Raw genomic sequence first — 16,351 nt, forward strand, 5'->3', positions numbered from 1 at the left:
GTACGTCGGGCGAGTTGGCACGCGCTGCCGCCTCGGTCGACGCGGCCGACGTCTCGGTCGACGCAGGCGACGTCTCGGTCGACGCAGGCGACGCCTCGGCCGACCCGGGCGACGTCTCGGCCGACGCGGGCGACCCCTCGGCTGGGGTCAGATGTGCAGGGCGCCGTCGATGCGACGTGGCGTACCGATGTGTCCGTCGCGCAGTTCCTCGGGCAACAGCTCCTGCGGCGCGTCCTGCCACACCATCGGGCGCAGGAAGCGGCGCACGGCGGTGACACCGACCGAGGTGTGCAGGGTGTTGGTGGACGGCCACGGTCCGCCGTGGTGCTGCGCCCAGGAGACACGTACGCCGGTGGGGAAGCCGTTGAAGACCAGGCGGCCGGCGATCGGGGCGACCGCCTCGACGAGTCCCCGGGTCAGCACGGACTCGTCGGGCTCGGAGTGGAGGGACGCGGTCAGCGATCCGGGGACCTGGCTCAGGGCGGCGAGCAGGTCGGCCTCGTCGGCGTACCTCACCACGACGGCGGCGGGGCCGAAGCACTCCTCGAGTACCTCCGGGAGTCCCGCCGTGCCGGAGACCAGGAGTCCCGCGGCGGCCCATGCGGGCTCGCTCCGCTCCTGTGCCGTCACGGCTGCGGTGACGCCGGGAGCCGACGCGAGCCGACCGAGGATCTCTCGGTAGGAGCCGGCGATGCCGACGTTGAGCAGCGGCTGCGCGGCCGACTCGGCCAGGATCGCGGCCAATGCCTCGACCAAGGCGTCGCCGGCCTCTCCGACCGGCACGAACACCAGTCCCGGCTTGGTGCACAGCTGTCCGGCCGACCCGGTGATCGAGGCCGCGAGGCCCTCGGCGATGACCGTCCCGCGCGCCGTCGCGGCACCGGGAGTGACGACGAGCGGGTTGAGACTCCCGAACTCGCCGTAGAACGGGATCGGCTCGGGGCGTGCGTTGACCAGGTCGAGCAGCGCCCGGCCGCCAGCGGGCGAGCCGGTGAAGCCGACCGCCTTGATGCGCGGATGGACGACCAGGTCGGCCCCGGCCTGGCGACCGTGGACCAGGCCGACCGTGCCGCGCGGCAGTCCGAGGTCCGCGACCGCGGCCCGGAGCGCTTCGAACGCGAGCTGGGAGGTCAGCGGGTGCGACTCGTGCGCCTTGACCACGACCGGGCAGCCGGCCGCGACCGCGGACGCGGTGTCGCCGCCCGGCACCGAGAAGGCGAGCGGGAAGTTGCTGGCGCCGAAGACGGCGACCGGGCCGAGCGGCACGAGCATGCGGCGTACGTCGGGAGCCGGCCCGAGCGGTGTCTGACCGGCGTGGTCGATCGCGGCCTCGAGGAAGCTGCCCTCGCGGACGGCCTCGGCGAAGAGGCGCAGCTGGAAGCTGGTGCGGCCGACCTCGCCCTCGAGGCGAGGCCGGGTCAGCCCGGTCTCCGACATCGCCGTCTCGACGAGCCGGGCGCGGCTCTCCTCGAGCCGCTCGGCCATCGCCTCGAGCAGGCGGGCGCGCCCTTCGCGACCCAGCGCCGCCAACGCGGGCACGGCGAGATGTGCCTCCGCGACGACCCGGTCGACCTCCTCGGTGGTGGTGGCCCGCAGCGCGGTCGGGGTCTCCTCGCCGGTGGCGGGGTCGCGGGAGAACAGGACGGTCACAGCAGGTTCCTTCCGGCGAGGTTGTGCATCAGGTCGGCGACGCCGAAGTCCCACGGCGCGCACTCCTCGCTCGCCCGGACGCGGTTGACGAGGGTGCCGAGCTCGGGCGCGGAGATCCGGACGACGTCGCCCGAGTGATGGGTGAACCCCATACCGGGCTCGTCCCTGTCGTCGGAGGGCGCGAACATGGTGCCGAGCAGCAGCACGGCCCCGTCGGGATACTGGTGGTGCGGGCCGATCAGCTGGCTGACCAGATCCGCGGGGTCGCGGCTGATCGCGCGCATCGACGAGGTGCCGACCATCTCGAAGTCGTCCTCGCCACGCACCTCGAGCGAGACGGTCATCGCGCGCACGTCGTCGAGGGTGAAGCCGTCGTCGAATAGCCGTACGAACGGGCCGATCGCACAGGCGGCGTTGTTGTCCTTCGCCTTGGGCAGCAGGAGCGCCGAGCGGCCCTCGACGTCGCGCAGGTTGACGTCGTTGCCGAGGGTGGCGCCGACGATCCGGCCGTCGGAGGCGACGACCAGCGCCACCTCGGGCTCGGGGTTGTTCCAGCGCGACGCGGCCAGCACCCCGACCTCGGCGCCGGTGCCGACCGCGGACAGCGGCTGGGCCTTGGTGAAGATCTCGGCGTCGGGTCCGATGCCGACCTCGAGGTACTGGCTCCACATGCCACGCTCGCGCAGCACCTCCTTGAGCCGCTGCGCCTCCGCCGAGCCGGGAACCAGCTCGCCGAGTCCGCCGCCGATCGCCGCGGTGATCTCGGCGCGCACCGTGGCCGCGGCGTCGGCCTCGCCCCGAGCGCGTTCCTCGATGAGCCGCTCCAGCATCGAGACCACGAAGGTCACCCCGGCGGCCTTGACCGCCTGCAGGTCGACCGGCGCGAGCAGCCAGGGGCGGGCGGCGTCGCGGCCCTCCGGCGGCGTGTTGGCGAGCAGGTCGGCCACCGTGGCCAGCGGCTCGCCGGGCACGTCCGCCAGCGCGGCAGCGGAGTCGGACTGCTCGCAGAGGTCGCGCACCGTCGCGTACGTCCCGCTCACGTCGTACGCCGTGCCATCCCGCACCACGACGACGCTCGGGCCGCCTGCCTGCGGGTCCCAGACGCGCCCCACGAGCGCCGGGACGGCGCCGTCGGTGGGCAGGGTGGCGGCCAGGTCGGGCCCCCAGTCGGTGGTGACGGTCATCGGTGGTCCTCCGGTCAGGCTCGTACGAATCGGGGTGCGCGCTTCTCGGCGAACGCCGCGCGGCCCTCGGCGGCGTCGGCGGTCGCGAAGCACACGGTCTGGATGTCGCGCTCGTAGGTGACCGCCTGCTCCAGGGGCATGTTGGCTGCAGCGGCCAGGTTGGCCTTGGCGGTCTCGACCGCGATCGGAGCACGGCTCGCGATGGTCTCGGCGAGCTCGAGGGCGCGCGGCAGGAGGGCGTCGGGCTCGAGCACCTCACTGACCAGCCCCCAGGCGAGCGCCTGCTGAGCGTCGATCGGATCGCCGGTCATCAGCATCACCGCCGCGTTGCTGGGGCCGATCGAGCGGTCCAGCAGCGCCGACATGCCGCCACCGCCGATCCAGCCGAGCTTCACCTCGGCGGCGGCGAGCTTCGCGGTGGTCGACGCCAGCCGGATGTCGCAGATCAGTGCGGTCTCCAGCCCGCCGCCGAGGGCGTACCCGTTGACGGCGGCGATGATCGGCTTCCGCAGCACCTTGATCGAGTCGCAGTAGTCCTCCCGGTTGCGGAAGGCCCAGGGGCTGGCGTACTTGTCGAGCTCGGCGATGTCCGAACCCGCGCAGAAGGCGCGGTCGCCGGCGCCGGTGAGCACCACGACCCGAATCTCGTCGGCGTCGTTGCACCAGCGCGCCAGCGCGACGAGCGCATCCGACATCTCCTGGGTGACGGCGTTGAGCTTGGCGGGCCGGTTGAGGGTGATCACCCCGACGCGGCCGCGCTGCTCGAACAGCACCTCCGGGCAGGTCGACTCAGGTGCGGTCATCGGGCAGCTCCTTCCGGGTTCGCGCGGCCGAGGGCGGCCAGGTGGCGGTCGTCGATCCGAGACAGGGCGGCGGCGATGCTGATCGAGCCGGACAGGGCCTCGCGCACGACCTCGGCCGCCTCGGCCTGGAACGTCACGTAGCCGGGATGACGGGGCCGGACCCAGGCCCGCTCGAGGGTCTCCAGGGTGCCGCGATAGAAGTCGCCCACCGGCTCGTTCACCGCTGGCGAGGTCCACGCGGCGCGTGCCGACGGCTGGCCGGAGTGTGCCGGGATGAAGTCCTCCTGCACCGGCCCCGACATGAGATGGCGTACGTGGTCGAGCAGCTCAGGAGTGACCGCGCACCGTGCGGTGATGGCCAGGCCGGTCCCGCCCAGGGTGGAGCCGGGCCGCGTACCAGGCGCCGGCGTGGGCGCGTCGGTGAAGCGCACCGGACGGTCGAGCGTGGTGTCGGCGTAGGTGACGTAGCCGTAGACGAGCGGCACGTGGGCGATCGTGTCGCCCTCGGTCATCTCGGCGAGCAGTCCGATCGGGTCGAGATCCAGAGTGTGGCGCGGCGCCCGGGAGGCGAGGTCGGCCATCAGCTCGAGGGCTTGACGTCCGACCTCGTCGGAGACGAAGCCTTGCGCACCCCCTGGCTCCTCCCCCAGCGCGACGCAGATCGAGGTGAAGGTCAGGAGCGCGTGCGGGCCCGCGACGGAGAGCGCGACCGGCGCCCGCCGGGACAGCGCGGCGACCTCCGCCCACAGCCGCGGGACGACATCCACGAGGTCCGCGCGCGTCGCGGCGACCTGCGTCGCGGCGTCGAGAGGCACCGCCCACAGCCGTCCGTCCATGACGTACGACGCCAGGCTGGGGCCCACTGCCGCGGCCGCCCACGCCGCCACCTGCTCGTGACCGACGAGGTCGTCGAACGGCCGCAGGCAGCCCTGTGCAAGGGCGTCGCCGAGGTGGGGGTGGTCGAGGACGACGAGGTCGTAGTCGGCGGCGATCTCCTCGATCGGGGTGGACTCGAAACCGCTGAGCGGGTGGACGTCCCAGGTCAGGTCCAGGTCGCTCGCCTCGGCCGCCGCGACCAGGGCATCCCGGCCGCGCGGGTGGTCCCAGGTCAGGCCACGAAAGGTCGGCAGGGTCATCAGACCGGCTGCTCGGGACGGGTCTCGGCGACCACGCCGTCGGCGGTCAGCGCCGCGATCTCCTCGCCGCTGAAGCCGGCCTCGGCGAGCAGCTCGGCGGTGTGCTCCCCGACCAGGGGAGCGCCCCGCTCGATCGAGGCCGGCGTACGCGAGAAGGCGTACGGGAATCCGGGGGTCGTGACCCGGCCCTCGGTGGGGTGGTCGTACTCGACGAAGGTCCCGTTGTGCCTGATCTGCGGGTCCTCGACCAGGGCCGCGTAGTCCTGGACCGGGCCGCACCAGATGCCGGCGGCGCCAAGAGCGTCGAGCCACTCGGCAGTCGTACGCAGCACCAGCCTGTCCGCCGTGCGGCGATGGACCTCGTCCCGGTGGCTCCAGCCGTGCACCTCCGAGCTCATCTCGGCGAACGCGGGCTCGTCGATGACCTTGCCCAGCGTCGGCAGGTCAGGCATGGCGAGGGCGAGGAAGCCGTCCGCGGTCTTGAACGTGCCGTAGGGCGCCCGGATGTAGACGTGCGCGTGCGGCTCTGCGCTGCGCTGCTGGGGCACCTTGCCGGCCACGAACACCGACAGCTCCTGCATCTGCAAGGTGGTGATCGCGTCCAGCATGTTCACCTTCACCAGCTGCCCCTCGCCCGTACGCTCGCGGTGGAGCAGCGCCGCCAGGACCGCCTCGAAGGCAGTGGAGGCGGTGACGGCGTCGACGAGGTACTGCCCCGCCGGCTGCGGCGGCTCACCGTGGCGACCGGTCGAGAGCATCGCGCCGCTGCGGGCCTGCAGCAGCAGGTCCTGTCCTGGCTGGTCGACGTCGGGGCCGTCCTCGCCGTAGCCGGACATCGAGACGTAGACCAGACGCGGGTTGATCGCCGAGAGCGTGGCGTAGTCGACGCCGAGCCGCTCAGCTACCCCCGGCCGATAGTTCTGCAGGAAAACATCTGCCGTCTCAACCATCCGCAGCAGAACGTTCTTGCCGGCATCGGCCTTGAGGTCGACGGCCAGCGAGCGCTTATTGCGGTTGAGGGAGAGGAAGGAGACGTTGATCTGGTTGCCCTGCGCGCCGCCGGCAGCAGCGTGGCGCTGCCACTCGCCGGTGACCGGCTCGACCTTGACGACGTCGGCGCCGAGGTCACCCAGCCGCTGAGCGGCGAACGGACCGGCCATGGCGATCGAGCAGTCGAGGACGCGGTAGCCCTCGAGGATGCGGGGTGTGGTGGTCATCGGTCTTCCTTGTCGATGGGCTGGCTGGTCAGTCGGGCTGGCTGGTCAGGCGGGCTGGTCGCCGAGTGCGCGGATCGCTGCGCGGGACGCCCGGACGGCCGCTGCACCGTCTAGCACGCGGATCGTGGTGGAGTAGCTGCGCGTCTCACCGTGCTCGAGCCAGGTCATCGAGCCGTCCTCACGGGCGGCGGCATCGCCGGCGACGGCGTGCGTCGACGGCTCCAGGCCGATGGCGTACTGGCCGCTGCGGAGGTTCTGCCACTCGAAGAAGTGCGGCATCGTGGCGGAGTCCCAGGAGACCTCCACGCCGAGGGTCTCGTCACCGCGGACCAGCGCGACCCGGTGCCGCCCGTCGCCCTCGGCGACGAGCGTGTGCTCGTGGACCTGCTCGACGAACCGCGGCTGCGGCTCGGGGAGGGTGCGGTACGAGACGCCCTGCTCGGCGACCGAGTCGGAACGCCACGGCGTCTCACTGATCGCCGCGACGAACTCGGTGCCCGCGTCGACCAGCGGCCAGCCGAAGTTGAGGTGGTAGAGGAACATGTGCGGCGTCGGGTCGAAGCCGAGGTTGTCGACGACGTCGTGGAGGCGGATCTCGAGCCCGTCGAAGTCGGCCTCGATCGTGCGGGTCAGGCGCAGGTGCTCGCCAAAGGACGTCGCCTGGACGACCTCGCCTCGCACCCGCAGCACACAACGCTCGCCGTCCCACACCTCGCGGGCCTCGAGCAGGCGGCCCGGGATCGCGGTGAGCCGGCCGTGCAGGCCGTGGTTGACCGTCTGCTTCGGCGGATAGTTATACGCCGAAGCATCCACGTCGCCGCCGAAGAGCGTGTGGTCGAGGCCGCCGGAGACCAGCAGGCCGTCGAGGGCGCGCAGCCAGGACAGACCGCCCTCGTCGTGGTGCTCGTGCAGCCCCGGATGACGGAAGCCGTTGCCGCTGCGCCACCCGAAGGGGACGCCCCGCAGCCTGGCCGCGCCGAGGTCGAGCGCCCGGTCGACCAGCACCTCGACCTCGAGCCCGGCCGAGGTGCGCACCTGCACCGCACGTACGCCGCGCTCGGAGCCGTTGTCGAGGACGACCTGGCGTACTCCTGCGACGGACTCGGTGTCGCCGGTGCGCTCACGCAGCTCCCGCGGCGTGAGTCGGTGTCCGAAGATGTCCAGCTTGTTGTTGAGATCGCTCATTGCATGTTCCATCCGCCGTCGACGTTCAGGGTCTGCCCGGTCATGAAGGACGCGTCGGGCCCGACCAGGAAGGCGACCACCGCCGCCAGTTCGTCGGGCCGGCCACGCCGTTTGAGGGACTGGTGGTCTAGCACATGGGCCGTGTAGGCCTCGGGGTCCTCGTGGATCTCCTCGGCCTTGGTCGGGAAAGCGCCCGGGGCGACCGCGTTGACCCGGATGCCCAGCGGCCCCAGCTCACGCGCGAGAGCACGGGTCAGCGCCACCGCGGCGCCCTTGGTCGAGACGTAGCTGGCGAGCTTGTCCCAGCCGCCGGAGAAGGTGATCGAGCCGATGTTGACGATCGAGCCGGTCCTCCGCGGCGCCATCAGCCGGGCCGCCGCCTGGGCGGCGACGAAGTAGGCCCGCTGGTTGACCGCCACCACGTCGTCGTACTCGCTGACCGGGATGTCCAGGAACGGCGTGGCCGGATAGATCGCCGCGTTGTTGAGCAGCACCTCGAGCGGCCCCAGTTCGCGCTCGGCCTCCTCCAGGGCGGCGACCAGGGCAGCGGCGTCGCGGACGTCCACGGGCAGGGTGGCCTGCCGGGCTCCGGTCGCCTCGACCTCGGCCGCCGTGGTGGTCAGGGCGTCACCTGCCAGATCGAGCAGGGCGAGCGAGAAGCCCTCCTGCCCGAGGCGTACGGCGCTGGCTCGGCCGAGCGAGCCACCTGCTCCGGTCACCACGGCACAACCGCGGGTCGGGGTCTGGGACGTCATCTGGCTGGTCCTTTCGTGGAGGGGGCAGGTCAGCGTGGAGCGGGGCCCTGCGGGCGCGGGTGAAGGGAGGGTTTGCGCACGAGCCTGCGACCGGCCCGCTCCGGACGTACGTGGGGTCCGCCGTGGCGTCCCCAGTCGGCGGCCGCGTTCATGTGCTCGATCGCGGCCTCGTCGACGACCAGGCCGAGACCGGGGAGGTCGCCGAGCACCAGGTGCCCGTCCTCGATCTCCTGGTCGGACTCGATGCCGAAGGGCAGGTGCAGGTCCTGCACCTCCAGGGAGAGGTGGTTGGGGACGACCGTGGCTGCGTGGGCGATCGGATTGGCGTTGTAGCCGACAGGGCTCACCGGCAGGTCGAAGGCGAGCGCGAGGGCGGCCACGCGCAGGAAGTGGCTGATTCCCCAGACGCTTCCGGTCTGCACGACGTCGACCGCGTTGGCCTGCAGCAGCGGCCGGAACTGCTCGAGCCCGGTGAGGTTCTCCCCCGTCGCGACGGCCGCACGCACCGACTGGGAGACCCGAGTCAGGCCGTCGACGTCCCACCGGCGCACCGGCTCCTCGACCCAGGCGAGGTCGACCGACTCCTCGAGGCGGCCGATGTGGCGTACCGCCTCCTTGCGCGACCAGGACTCGTTCGCGTCCAGCATCAGCGCGGGCGCGGCGCCCGTCCGGTCGTGGAAGACGTCGCTCACCAGGTGGAGGCGCCGCAGGTCGGCTTCGACGTCGAGCCCGCCCTTGATCTTGACGGCTGTGAAGCCACGGTCGGCGAACCTGGTCTGGAGCGCGGCCAGCTCCTCGTCGGTCAGCGGCCCGTCCAGCCCGGAGGCGTACGCGGGCACGACCCGGTCGCGCCCGCCGAGCAGGCGCCACAGCGGCTGGCCGGCCGCCTTGGCCTTGAGATCCCACAGCGCCATGTCGAGCGCGCCGATCGCCCCGAACACCGCACCGCCGTGCCCGGACTTGAAGACCCACGACAGCATCCGGTCGTAGAGCGCCTGCACGGCAACCGGGTCCTCGCCCTCGAGAGCAGGGAAGACCACGTCGAGGCCCTGGTGGTGGCCGAGTCCGATGCCCTCGAGTCCCGAGTCGGTGGTGAGCACGACGATCGGAACGGCCGTCTTGCCCGATCCGACAGCGCCGTTGACGTCGCCGATGGGGCGACCCCAGTCGTGCACGGTCGTCAGCGTGCGATAGCCCGTGATGCGCATGGTTCGGCGGCCCCTTAACTCTTTCATGGAGTCCGTGAATCATCAGACATCATTTGTATGTTGTCAACTGTTTGATGGGTTGCGCGGGTTCGCGCGCTCGTCGGGGCACGGCTGGTCAACCGCCCGTACCCCGAGGAGGAAGGCGGCCAGGTAGGACCCCGCTGGATCGACCTACGAGGTCAGCTGGGGGTGCCGACGAACACGCGGCCCATGGCGAAGATGCCGTGCTGAGGGATCCAGAAGTCGCCGAGGCGCGCCTGCTGCGGCAGCGGCGCCGGCTGACCCGCATCCACGCCGTTGATCGTTGCCACCGCATCGACGACTCGCCAGATGCGTAGCGGGTTGGCGTCGAACGGGAGACCGTTCGCCGTGAGCCCGGTCATCGAGACCTTGCCGACGCCGAGAGTTGCCGACGCCATGGCGCCCATCGCCCTGAGCATCGCGGTCGAGCGCCAGGCCGCCATCGGCATCCCGCCACCCATCGCGTTCATCACTCGCGTCATCGGCGACGCCGCCAGCGTGAGATGCCAGTCCACCCGTCCCTCGGCTGTCACGCGCAGCTGCGTCGGCCCATCCCAGGTCACGTCGATCGGGACGACCACCGACTCCTGGACGCCATGGCCGAACCACCGCGAGCACGCGAACTGCGGCTGCGCCGACTCGTAGAAGTGCCAGGACCCGTCCGGTTCACGGTGCCAGATGGAGGTGAACTGCTCCCCCACGGACGATGCCGTCCACCGCCGCAGCCCCAGCACATGTCCCGTCTCGAAGGTCTGCCCCATCACTCCGTAGCCGGCGACGCGCTCCTCCGACCCCGGCGGCAGCTGCGGGTGCCGCTCGGACTCCTCGGCGTACTCGCGCGGTGGCCTCATCTTCACAGGCTAGACCCCTTCAGGCCGCGCCGTCCCTTCCGAAGACGGCGGGTCTGCGGAAGCCCGCATCCTCGGCAACACAACGCCCCGCAGCGCAAGCACACGTCGAAGCCGCGTGACCTCCCTCCTCGTGGCCCGCTTGGCGATACACAGCCAACGCTGTCACGGGGAAGCCTGATCAGCGCCTCAGATGGCGATCTCCGGACGCACCCGCTTCGGCGTCCAGACCCGTTGCCGGCGGGCGCCGTAGCTGGTCAGCAGCAGTGCTCCGACGAGGAAGGCTGCCAGGACGAGGGCGTCGGCGACGACCCGCCCCGAGAGCCCGCCGTACATCAGCTGGCGAAGCCCGTCGACGGCGTAGCTCATCGGCAGTACGTGGTGGAGCGGGTGCAGCGGCTCGGGAATGGTCTGCCAGGGGAACGTGCCCCCGGCGGTGACGAGCTGGACGACCATGAGGACCAGGCCGACGAACTGGCCCGGCGCACCGAGGAGCGCATTGAGCATGTGCACGATCGCGACGAAGGTCGCCGAGGTGAGGAGCAGGAATCCGAACGTACCCAGCCAGTTCACCGGGGTGATGTCGACGGCGAGACCGACGACCACGAGCACGACGGCCATCTGCGCGGCACCGATGAGCGCCGGGGTGAGCCAGCCGCCGAGTACGATTCGCAGCGGAGTCTGGTTGGCGGCCAGCGCGCGGGTCGAGATCGGCCGGACGAGCAGGAAGAGGACGTACCCGCCGATCCATGCGCCCAGAGCGAGGAAGAACGGTGCCAGCCCGGCACCGTAGGAGGACGCCTTCGCCTCGGAGACCGAGTCGATGGCGACCGGGTCGGCGATGGTCGAGGCGATCCGGTCGCGCAGCTCCTCGTTGGTGGCGGGTGCCTGCGCAGCGCCGTCCTGCAGCCCCTTCTTCAGGTCGCCGGCGCCGGTGGCGAGCTGAGTGGCACCGTCACGCAACTTGGTCGCTCCGGTGCTGAGCTCGCCGGCGCCGTCGGCAGCCTGGGAGATCCCGGCGACCAGATCGGGCATCGCGGAAGCCAGCTGCTCGTTGCCGTCCGCCACCTGGTCGGCACCGGCGGCGAGCTGGTCGAGCCGGCCGGAGACGTCGCCGACGCGCTGGTCGACGCGGTCGAGCGGCGCGGAGCCGCGGTCGTAGATGGCCAGCACCTCGGCTCGCTGCTGCTCATCGAGACCCTGCGCCTGGAGCCGGGCGTCGAGGTCGTCCCGGTTCGACTCGTAGGCGGCGACGGCGTCGTCGACGGCGGTCGCGGCCCGCTGCCCGGTGGCGGCGATCTCGCCGTTGGCGTCGGCGACCTTGCGGGCACCGGTGGCGAGCTCGCGTGTCTTGCTGGGCAGGTCGGCGACCTTGCCCTCGATGGTGTTCAGTCCGTTCTCGAGGTCGCCGGCTCCGGTGGCCAGCTTCCCGGCTCCGTCGCGCAGCGTGCCCGCGCCCTTCTCCAGCTTCGCGGCGCCGTCGGCGGCCTTCACCAGACCCGAGCGGAGGTCGGAGATGCCGAGCAGGAAGTTGGCCGCGGCCTGCTCGGAGACCTCGCTGGCGATGGCGTCGCGGACCTTGTCGGTGACGTTGGTCGCGATCGTGGTGGACAGGTAGGAGTTGGCGTCGTTGGTGATGACCTGGATCTGCGCCTGCTTCGGGTCGAGCCGCTCCGCGCCGGTCAGCGTCCGGGAGAACCCCTCCGGGATCCGCAGGGCGAAGTAGTAGTCGCCCTCCCGGATGTCCTTCTCCGCCGTTTCCGCGGAGACCTCCGACCAGTCGAAGTCGCCCGACTTCAGGAGCTTGTCGGCGACATCGCGCCCCGCGTCGATCTTCGTGCCGTCGGTCGTGGTGGCCCCGGTGTCCTCCACGATGAGCGCCGCCGGGAGCTCGTCGAAGTGCGCGTACGGATCGTGGTTGGCGTACAGGTAGAGCCCGGCGTAGAGCGTGGGGACGAGGACGAGCGCCACGATGACGAGCTTCGCCAGCCGCCCGGCCGTGATCCGGCGCAGCTCGGTCAGGGCGATACGCAGCGAGTTCATGCTTCCTCCGTCGGACCGATGGTGAACGTACGCACGCCGGTGGGGATGGTGACCGCGCGACTCGCGGTGACCAGGACGCCGGGCCGGCTCTCGGAGCCGGCGAGGTCGTTGGCGGTCTCCAGCCACTGCGCGACCGGCAGGCCGAGGCGCTCGGGGTAGGTGAGGACGAGGAAGCGGGTCCCGGGCCGCAGCAGCGCCATCCGCGCGAGGATCTCCAGGCGCGGCACCGGCGGGACCGCCTCCGTGGTGATTCCGGTCGCGAGGTCGTACTCACCCAGCCAGCCGTCGATGGCTGCCGCCCTCGGCTTCTGCTTCGCCATGGCGAGCTCCTCGCCGAGGATCGTACGGAACGGCACCATCTCGTCGGGCTCGGAGACCCCCGGCACGTCGACCAGCGCCACCGCGGCCTGCAGGACCCGCGGCGACGCGTCACCGTCCAGCTCCACCCTGCCCGCGTCCAGCCGGAGCCGCCCGGCGAGCGCCAGGGCCAGCGACGTATGCCCGCCTCCCGGCGGTCCGACAGCCACCGCGACCTCTCCCCCGCGCAGCGTCAACGACGTGGTCGGCAGCAGATCCCGGGCCCCCTGCCGAACACGTACGCCGAGGGCTCGCAGCCTCGTCTTCTCCTCGTCGACCGCGTCCTCGCTCATGGCCAAACCCTGTCACCAAATGTCGGCAAAGACCGTCAGGCACAACGATCCCGCCGCAGCCGCACCGAGAACGTCGTACCGTGATTTCAGCCGTACGACCGACGTGAACGGAGGCTCCCGCGATGCCCGATACCGACGTGGTCGTGGTGGGAGCCGGCCTGGCCGGGCTGAGCGCGGCCGACAAGCTCACCGCTGCCGGGAAGTCCGTCGTGGTGCTGGAGGCACGGGACCGGGTCGGCGGTCGCACCGAGGGCGGAGTCCTCGAGGGGCACCCGATCGAGCTCGGCGGCACCTGGATCGGGGAGGGTCACACCGAGATGTACCGGCTCGTCGACGAGCTGGGCCTGGAGACCTTCCCGACCTGGAACGACGCCGGAGAGCTGCTCGTCGACCTCGGCGGCAAGCAGTCCCGCCTCGGTCCGCAGAAGGGCGCGACCCCCAAGCTCAACCCGATCGTCCTGGCCGATCTCGCCCAGGGCCTGGCCCGCTACGAGAGGCTCGCGCGCGGCGTCGACGTCGAGCGTCCGTGGGCCCATCCCAAGGCGACTCTGCTGGACGGGCAGACCTTCGAGTCGTGGATCCGTCGCAATCTGAGGACGACCACCGGTCGTTCCTACTTCCGCGTGCTGGCCGAGGCTCTCTACTCGGCCGACGCCTCCGACCTCTCTCTGCTGCACACGCTCTTCTACACGATCAGCAACGGCGATCTCGAGACCCTCGCCTCCACCGACAGCGGCGCCCAAAAGGACCGCGTCGTCGGTGGATCGGTGCTGGTCTCGCAGCGCCTCGCCGAAGGCCAGGACGTACGGTTCGGGTCGCCCGTGGCCCGCATCGCCCAGACCGGCGAGAGTGCGAGGGCCATCACCCGCGATGGCGAGAGCTACACGGCGCGACATGTCCTCGTCACCCTGCCTCCGACCCTCGCCGGGCGGCTCGACTACGACCCGATCCTTCCCGCCGGCCGCGACCAGCTCACGCAGCGGGTGCCGGCCGGGACAGTCGTGAAGTGCTTCGCGGCGTACCCGAAGCCGTTCTGGCGCGAGCAGGGGCTCAACGGCCAGGCGATGTCCGACCTCGGCCCGGTCAAGATCACCTTCGACGTCTCTCCACCCAGCGCGGAGGTCGGCATCCTGATCGGCTTCGTCGAGGCCGGGGAGGCCCGCAGCTGGCAGCGTCTTCCCGACGGGGAGCGTCGCCGCGGCGTCATCGACTGCTTCGTGCGCTACTTCGGGAGCGAGGCAGCCACACCGATCTCGTACGTCGAGAAGGACTGGAGCGCCGAGGAGTTCACCCGCGGCTGCTACGGCGCCGGCTTCGGCCCCGGCGTCTGGACGAACTACGGACCGATCCTGCGCGAACCCGTCGGACGGATCCACTGGGCCGGGGCCGAGTACGCCACCGAATGGAGCGGCTACATGGAGGGAGCCGTCCGCTCGGGTCTTCGGACCGCCGAGGAGATCCTCGCCGCACCGGCCTGACCACAAGCTCTTCAGGACTCGAGGAGCTGCTTGAGCTCGGCCAGGTCCTTGGTCGTCGCCCGCCGCATCGCCCGCTCCATCACCGGCGCAGCGACCCGAGAGAAACCGGACGGGTTGCCGCGGTTGCGCAGCGTCATCGTGGTGCCGCCCTCCCCCGCCGGCTCCCAGGTGTAGGTGGTCTCCATCGGGAACGGTCCGTCGGCCGTACGCATCACGAGCCGCTCCCCCGGCACCCACTCGACCACCTCGTAGGTGTAGGCCAGCCTGCGCCCCAGGAACTGCGCGACGAAGTCCATCCTCGACCCGACCCGCACCGGCGGCTCGGTGCGCCACTCGACCGAGCGGATGTTGGCGTACCAGGTCGGGGCGTTGCTCGGGTCTCCGGCGTACGCGGACACCTCGGCCGGCGATCGCCGGATCGTCGTCTCCACCAGCACGTCCACGCTCATGGCCCCATCGTCCTCCGAAATCGGGCCGTTGTCGTCCACCTCGGTCGGCGCCTGGGCGTTGAGCGTTGTTCGTCCTGAAGACGCCTCGGCCGGGGTCCCGATCTCTAGCGTATGTCGCGCGCAGATCCCCCCGGATCTGCCGAGACGACAGAGGAGACCCACCATGGATCGTCGCAACTTCCTACGTGCCGCCGTTGTCGGCGCTGGAACCGTCGCCTTCGGGTTCAGCGTCACTCGTCCCGCCATCGCCTACCCGGCCAAGACCGGACCGAGCCCCTATGGCGCTCTCCTGGCCGCCGACGGCAACGGCATCATGCTGCCCGCAGGGTTCACCAGCCGGGTGGTCGCCCGCTCGACCAGGACCGTCGCGAACACCGGGTACACCTGGCACAGCGCCCCGGACGGCGGCGTCTGCTTCGCCGACGGAACCGGCTGGATCTACGTCTCCAACTCGGAGATGAGCAGCGGCGCGGGCGGCGTGAGCGCCCTCAAGTTCGACAGCAACGCCAACATCACCAGCGCCTACCGCATCCTCGGCAACACCACCCGGAACTGCGCGGGCGGACCGACGCCGTGGAACACCTGGATCTCGTGCGAGGAGCACGACACGGGCTACAGCTGGGAGACCGACCCGTGGGGCGTCAAGCCCGCCGTCCGTCGTGCCGCGATGGGCCGGTTCACCCACGAGGCCGCGGCCTGCGACCCGGTCCGCAAGGTCGTCTACCAGACCGAGGACAAGAGCGACGGCGGCTTCTACCGCTTCGTCCCGACCACCTGGGGAGACCTGTCCGCCGGAAAGCTGCAGGTGCTCACCACGAACCTCACCTGGGCCGATGTCCCCGACCCGGACGGCTCGCCGACGCCCACGCGCGACCAGGTGTCGAACATGAAGCTGTTCAACGGCGGTGAAGGCGCCTACTACCGCAACGACATCTGCTACTTCACCACCAAGGGCGACAACAAGGTGTGGGCCTACAACGCGGCCGCCAACACCCTCGACGTCGTCTACGACGACAACCTGACCAGCAACCCGCCGCTCACCGGCGTCGACAACATCGCCGGCGCCGGGGCAGGAGACCTGTACGTCGCCGAGGACGGCGGCAACATGGAGATCTGCATCATCACCCCCGACGACGTCGTGGCGCCGTTCCTCCGCGTCACCGGGCAGAGCTCGTCAGAGCTGTGCGGCGTGGCGTTCAACCCGGTCGGCAACCGCATGTACTTCTCCTCGCAGCGAGGCACGACAGGCTCGTCCAGCGGCGGCATCACCTACGAGATCAGCGGCCCCTTCCGCTCGTAGCCGGCGGAACTACACAGCCTTGAAATCGAAGAAGCCCGGACCTGATGGTCCGGGCTTCTTCTTCGGAGTAGCGGGGACAGGATTTGAACCTGTGACCTCTGGGTTATGAGCCCAGCGAGCTACCGAGCTGCTCCACCCCGCGTCGCAAGAACAACACTACCCGCGAACTGACCCGAACCCCAATCCGGGAAGCCTGGGACTCGCCGAGCCCGACGCCGGCGCCACCGATGAACAGACGCGGATCGAGCCCGAAATCACGAAGGCCCGGACCTTTCGGTCCGGGCCTTCGTCTTGGAGTAGCGGGGACAGGATTTGAACCTGTGACCTCTGGGTTATGAGCCCAGCGAGCTACCGAGCTGCTCCACCCCGCGTCGCAAGAAGAACATTACACGCGAGGGGAAACGAAGCCCTAATCGGAGGTGTC

General features: G+C 70.9%; 14 protein-coding genes and 2 tRNA genes. 2 read left to right on the forward strand and 14 right to left on the reverse strand.

The window, feature by feature from the left end:
* Positions 1–147: 147 nt before the first annotated feature.
* The 11 genes from ABT304_RS18505 to ABT304_RS18555 form a co-directional block, all read right to left on the reverse strand.
* Entirely contained in the window at positions 148–1,650 is a 1,503-nt protein-coding gene (locus tag ABT304_RS18505) for an aldehyde dehydrogenase (NADP(+)) (RefSeq protein ID WP_350717355.1), read from the reverse strand.
* Positions 1,647–2,834, reverse strand: coding sequence for a fumarylacetoacetate hydrolase family protein (locus tag ABT304_RS18510; RefSeq protein ID WP_350717357.1), 1,188 nt, complete (start codon positions 2,832–2,834; stop codon positions 1,647–1,649). Before ABT304_RS18510 ends, ABT304_RS18505 begins: the two co-directional genes overlap by 4 nt.
* Before the next feature lie 14 nt (positions 2,835–2,848).
* Positions 2,849–3,637 (reverse strand): enoyl-CoA hydratase/isomerase family protein, encoded by a 789-nt coding sequence (locus ABT304_RS18515; protein WP_350717358.1) that lies wholly within the window; start codon positions 3,635–3,637, stop codon positions 2,849–2,851.
* The gene (locus tag ABT304_RS18520; RefSeq protein ID WP_350717360.1) at positions 3,634–4,773 is read right to left on the reverse strand and encodes a type 2 periplasmic-binding domain-containing protein; all 1,140 of its coding nucleotides are present in this window, start codon (positions 4,771–4,773) and stop codon (positions 3,634–3,636) included. The genes ABT304_RS18515 and ABT304_RS18520 overlap by 4 nt, the downstream gene beginning before the upstream one ends.
* Positions 4,773–5,990 carry a CaiB/BaiF CoA transferase family protein gene (locus tag ABT304_RS18525; RefSeq protein WP_350717362.1) on the reverse strand — a complete coding sequence of 406 codons (1,218 nt, stop codon included), beginning with the start codon at positions 5,988–5,990 and terminating at the stop codon, positions 4,773–4,775. The genes ABT304_RS18520 and ABT304_RS18525 overlap by 1 nt, the downstream gene beginning before the upstream one ends.
* 45 nt (positions 5,991–6,035) lie before the next feature.
* Positions 6,036–7,175, reverse strand: coding sequence for an aldose 1-epimerase family protein (locus tag ABT304_RS18530; RefSeq protein ID WP_350717364.1), 1,140 nt, complete (start codon positions 7,173–7,175; stop codon positions 6,036–6,038).
* Positions 7,172–7,930, reverse strand: a complete 759-nt coding sequence (locus tag ABT304_RS18535; protein ID WP_350717365.1) for an SDR family NAD(P)-dependent oxidoreductase — start codon at positions 7,928–7,930, stop codon at positions 7,172–7,174. Before ABT304_RS18535 ends, ABT304_RS18530 begins: the two co-directional genes overlap by 4 nt.
* A 29-nt stretch (positions 7,931–7,959) precedes the next feature.
* Positions 7,960–9,138, reverse strand: a complete 1,179-nt coding sequence (locus ABT304_RS18540; protein ID WP_350717367.1) for a mandelate racemase/muconate lactonizing enzyme family protein — start codon at positions 9,136–9,138, stop codon at positions 7,960–7,962.
* Positions 9,139–9,317: 179 nt separating this feature from the next.
* Positions 9,318–10,010 (reverse strand): hypothetical protein, encoded by a 693-nt coding sequence (locus ABT304_RS18545; protein ID WP_350717369.1) that lies wholly within the window; start codon positions 10,008–10,010, stop codon positions 9,318–9,320.
* A 186-nt stretch (positions 10,011–10,196) separates the two neighbouring features.
* Positions 10,197–12,050, reverse strand: coding sequence for a YhgE/Pip family protein (locus ABT304_RS18550; RefSeq protein ID WP_350717371.1), 1,854 nt, complete (start codon positions 12,048–12,050; stop codon positions 10,197–10,199).
* Positions 12,047–12,700: an ATP-binding cassette domain-containing protein gene (locus ABT304_RS18555; protein ID WP_350717372.1), complete on the reverse strand. Its 654-nt coding sequence runs from the start codon at positions 12,698–12,700 to the stop codon at positions 12,047–12,049. Before ABT304_RS18555 ends, ABT304_RS18550 begins: the two co-directional genes overlap by 4 nt.
* A 122-nt stretch (positions 12,701–12,822) precedes the next feature.
* Here ABT304_RS18555 and ABT304_RS18560 point away from each other — a divergent pair, with 122 nt between their 5' ends.
* Positions 12,823–14,178, forward strand: a complete 1,356-nt coding sequence (locus ABT304_RS18560; protein WP_350717374.1) for a flavin monoamine oxidase family protein — start codon at positions 12,823–12,825, stop codon at positions 14,176–14,178.
* Positions 14,179–14,189: 11 nt separating this feature from the next.
* On the opposite strand, the gene ABT304_RS18565 is transcribed toward ABT304_RS18560, so the two are convergent.
* The gene (locus ABT304_RS18565; protein ID WP_350717375.1) at positions 14,190–14,627 is read right to left on the reverse strand and encodes an SRPBCC family protein; all 438 of its coding nucleotides are present in this window, start codon (positions 14,625–14,627) and stop codon (positions 14,190–14,192) included.
* Positions 14,628–14,790: 163 nt separating this feature from the next.
* Here ABT304_RS18565 and ABT304_RS18570 point away from each other — a divergent pair, with 163 nt between their 5' ends.
* The gene (locus ABT304_RS18570; protein WP_350717377.1) at positions 14,791–15,927 is read left to right on the forward strand and encodes an alkaline phosphatase PhoX; all 1,137 of its coding nucleotides are present in this window, start codon (positions 14,791–14,793) and stop codon (positions 15,925–15,927) included.
* 68 nt (positions 15,928–15,995) lie between these two features.
* Here the strand turns inward: ABT304_RS18570 and ABT304_RS18575 are convergent.
* Both ABT304_RS18575 and ABT304_RS18580 read right to left on the reverse strand, forming a co-directional pair.
* Positions 15,996–16,069 (reverse strand) — tRNA-Met (locus tag ABT304_RS18575).
* A 155-nt stretch (positions 16,070–16,224) separates the two neighbouring features.
* Positions 16,225–16,298, reverse strand: a tRNA-Met gene (locus tag ABT304_RS18580).
* Between the last annotated feature and the right edge of the window lie 53 nt (positions 16,299–16,351).

Source organism: Nocardioides sp. NPDC000445 (assembly GCF_040300245.1).
Classification (GTDB): domain Bacteria; phylum Actinomycetota; class Actinomycetes; order Propionibacteriales; family Nocardioidaceae; genus Nocardioides.

What these genes read in the sequence shown, in the direction of transcription:
- ABT304_RS18550 (WP_350717371.1), bottom strand. Translation starts at nt 12,050, where the DNA reads ATGAACTCGCTGCGTATCGCCCTGACCGAGCTGCGCCGGATCACGGCC.
- ABT304_RS18560 (WP_350717374.1), top strand. Translation starts at nt 12,823, where the DNA reads ATGCCCGATACCGACGTGGTCGTGGTGGGAGCCGGCCTGGCCGGGCTG.
- ABT304_RS18520 (WP_350717360.1), bottom strand. Translation starts at nt 4,773, where the DNA reads ATGACCCTGCCGACCTTTCGTGGCCTGACCTGGGACCACCCGCGCGGC.
- ABT304_RS18570 (WP_350717377.1), top strand. Translation starts at nt 14,791, where the DNA reads ATGGATCGTCGCAACTTCCTACGTGCCGCCGTTGTCGGCGCTGGAACC.
- ABT304_RS18540 (WP_350717367.1), bottom strand. Translation starts at nt 9,138, where the DNA reads ATGCGCATCACGGGCTATCGCACGCTGACGACCGTGCACGACTGGGGT.
- ABT304_RS18545 (WP_350717369.1), bottom strand. Translation starts at nt 10,010, where the DNA reads ATGAGGCCACCGCGCGAGTACGCCGAGGAGTCCGAGCGGCACCCGCAG.
- ABT304_RS18565 (WP_350717375.1), bottom strand. Translation starts at nt 14,627, where the DNA reads ATGAGCGTGGACGTGCTGGTGGAGACGACGATCCGGCGATCGCCGGCC.
- ABT304_RS18510 (WP_350717357.1), bottom strand. Translation starts at nt 2,834, where the DNA reads ATGACCGTCACCACCGACTGGGGGCCCGACCTGGCCGCCACCCTGCCC.
- ABT304_RS18515 (WP_350717358.1), bottom strand. Translation starts at nt 3,637, where the DNA reads ATGACCGCACCTGAGTCGACCTGCCCGGAGGTGCTGTTCGAGCAGCGC.
- ABT304_RS18525 (WP_350717362.1), bottom strand. Translation starts at nt 5,990, where the DNA reads ATGACCACCACACCCCGCATCCTCGAGGGCTACCGCGTCCTCGACTGC.
- ABT304_RS18555 (WP_350717372.1), bottom strand. Translation starts at nt 12,700, where the DNA reads ATGAGCGAGGACGCGGTCGACGAGGAGAAGACGAGGCTGCGAGCCCTC.
- ABT304_RS18530 (WP_350717364.1), bottom strand. Translation starts at nt 7,175, where the DNA reads ATGAGCGATCTCAACAACAAGCTGGACATCTTCGGACACCGACTCACG.
- ABT304_RS18535 (WP_350717365.1), bottom strand. Translation starts at nt 7,930, where the DNA reads ATGACGTCCCAGACCCCGACCCGCGGTTGTGCCGTGGTGACCGGAGCA.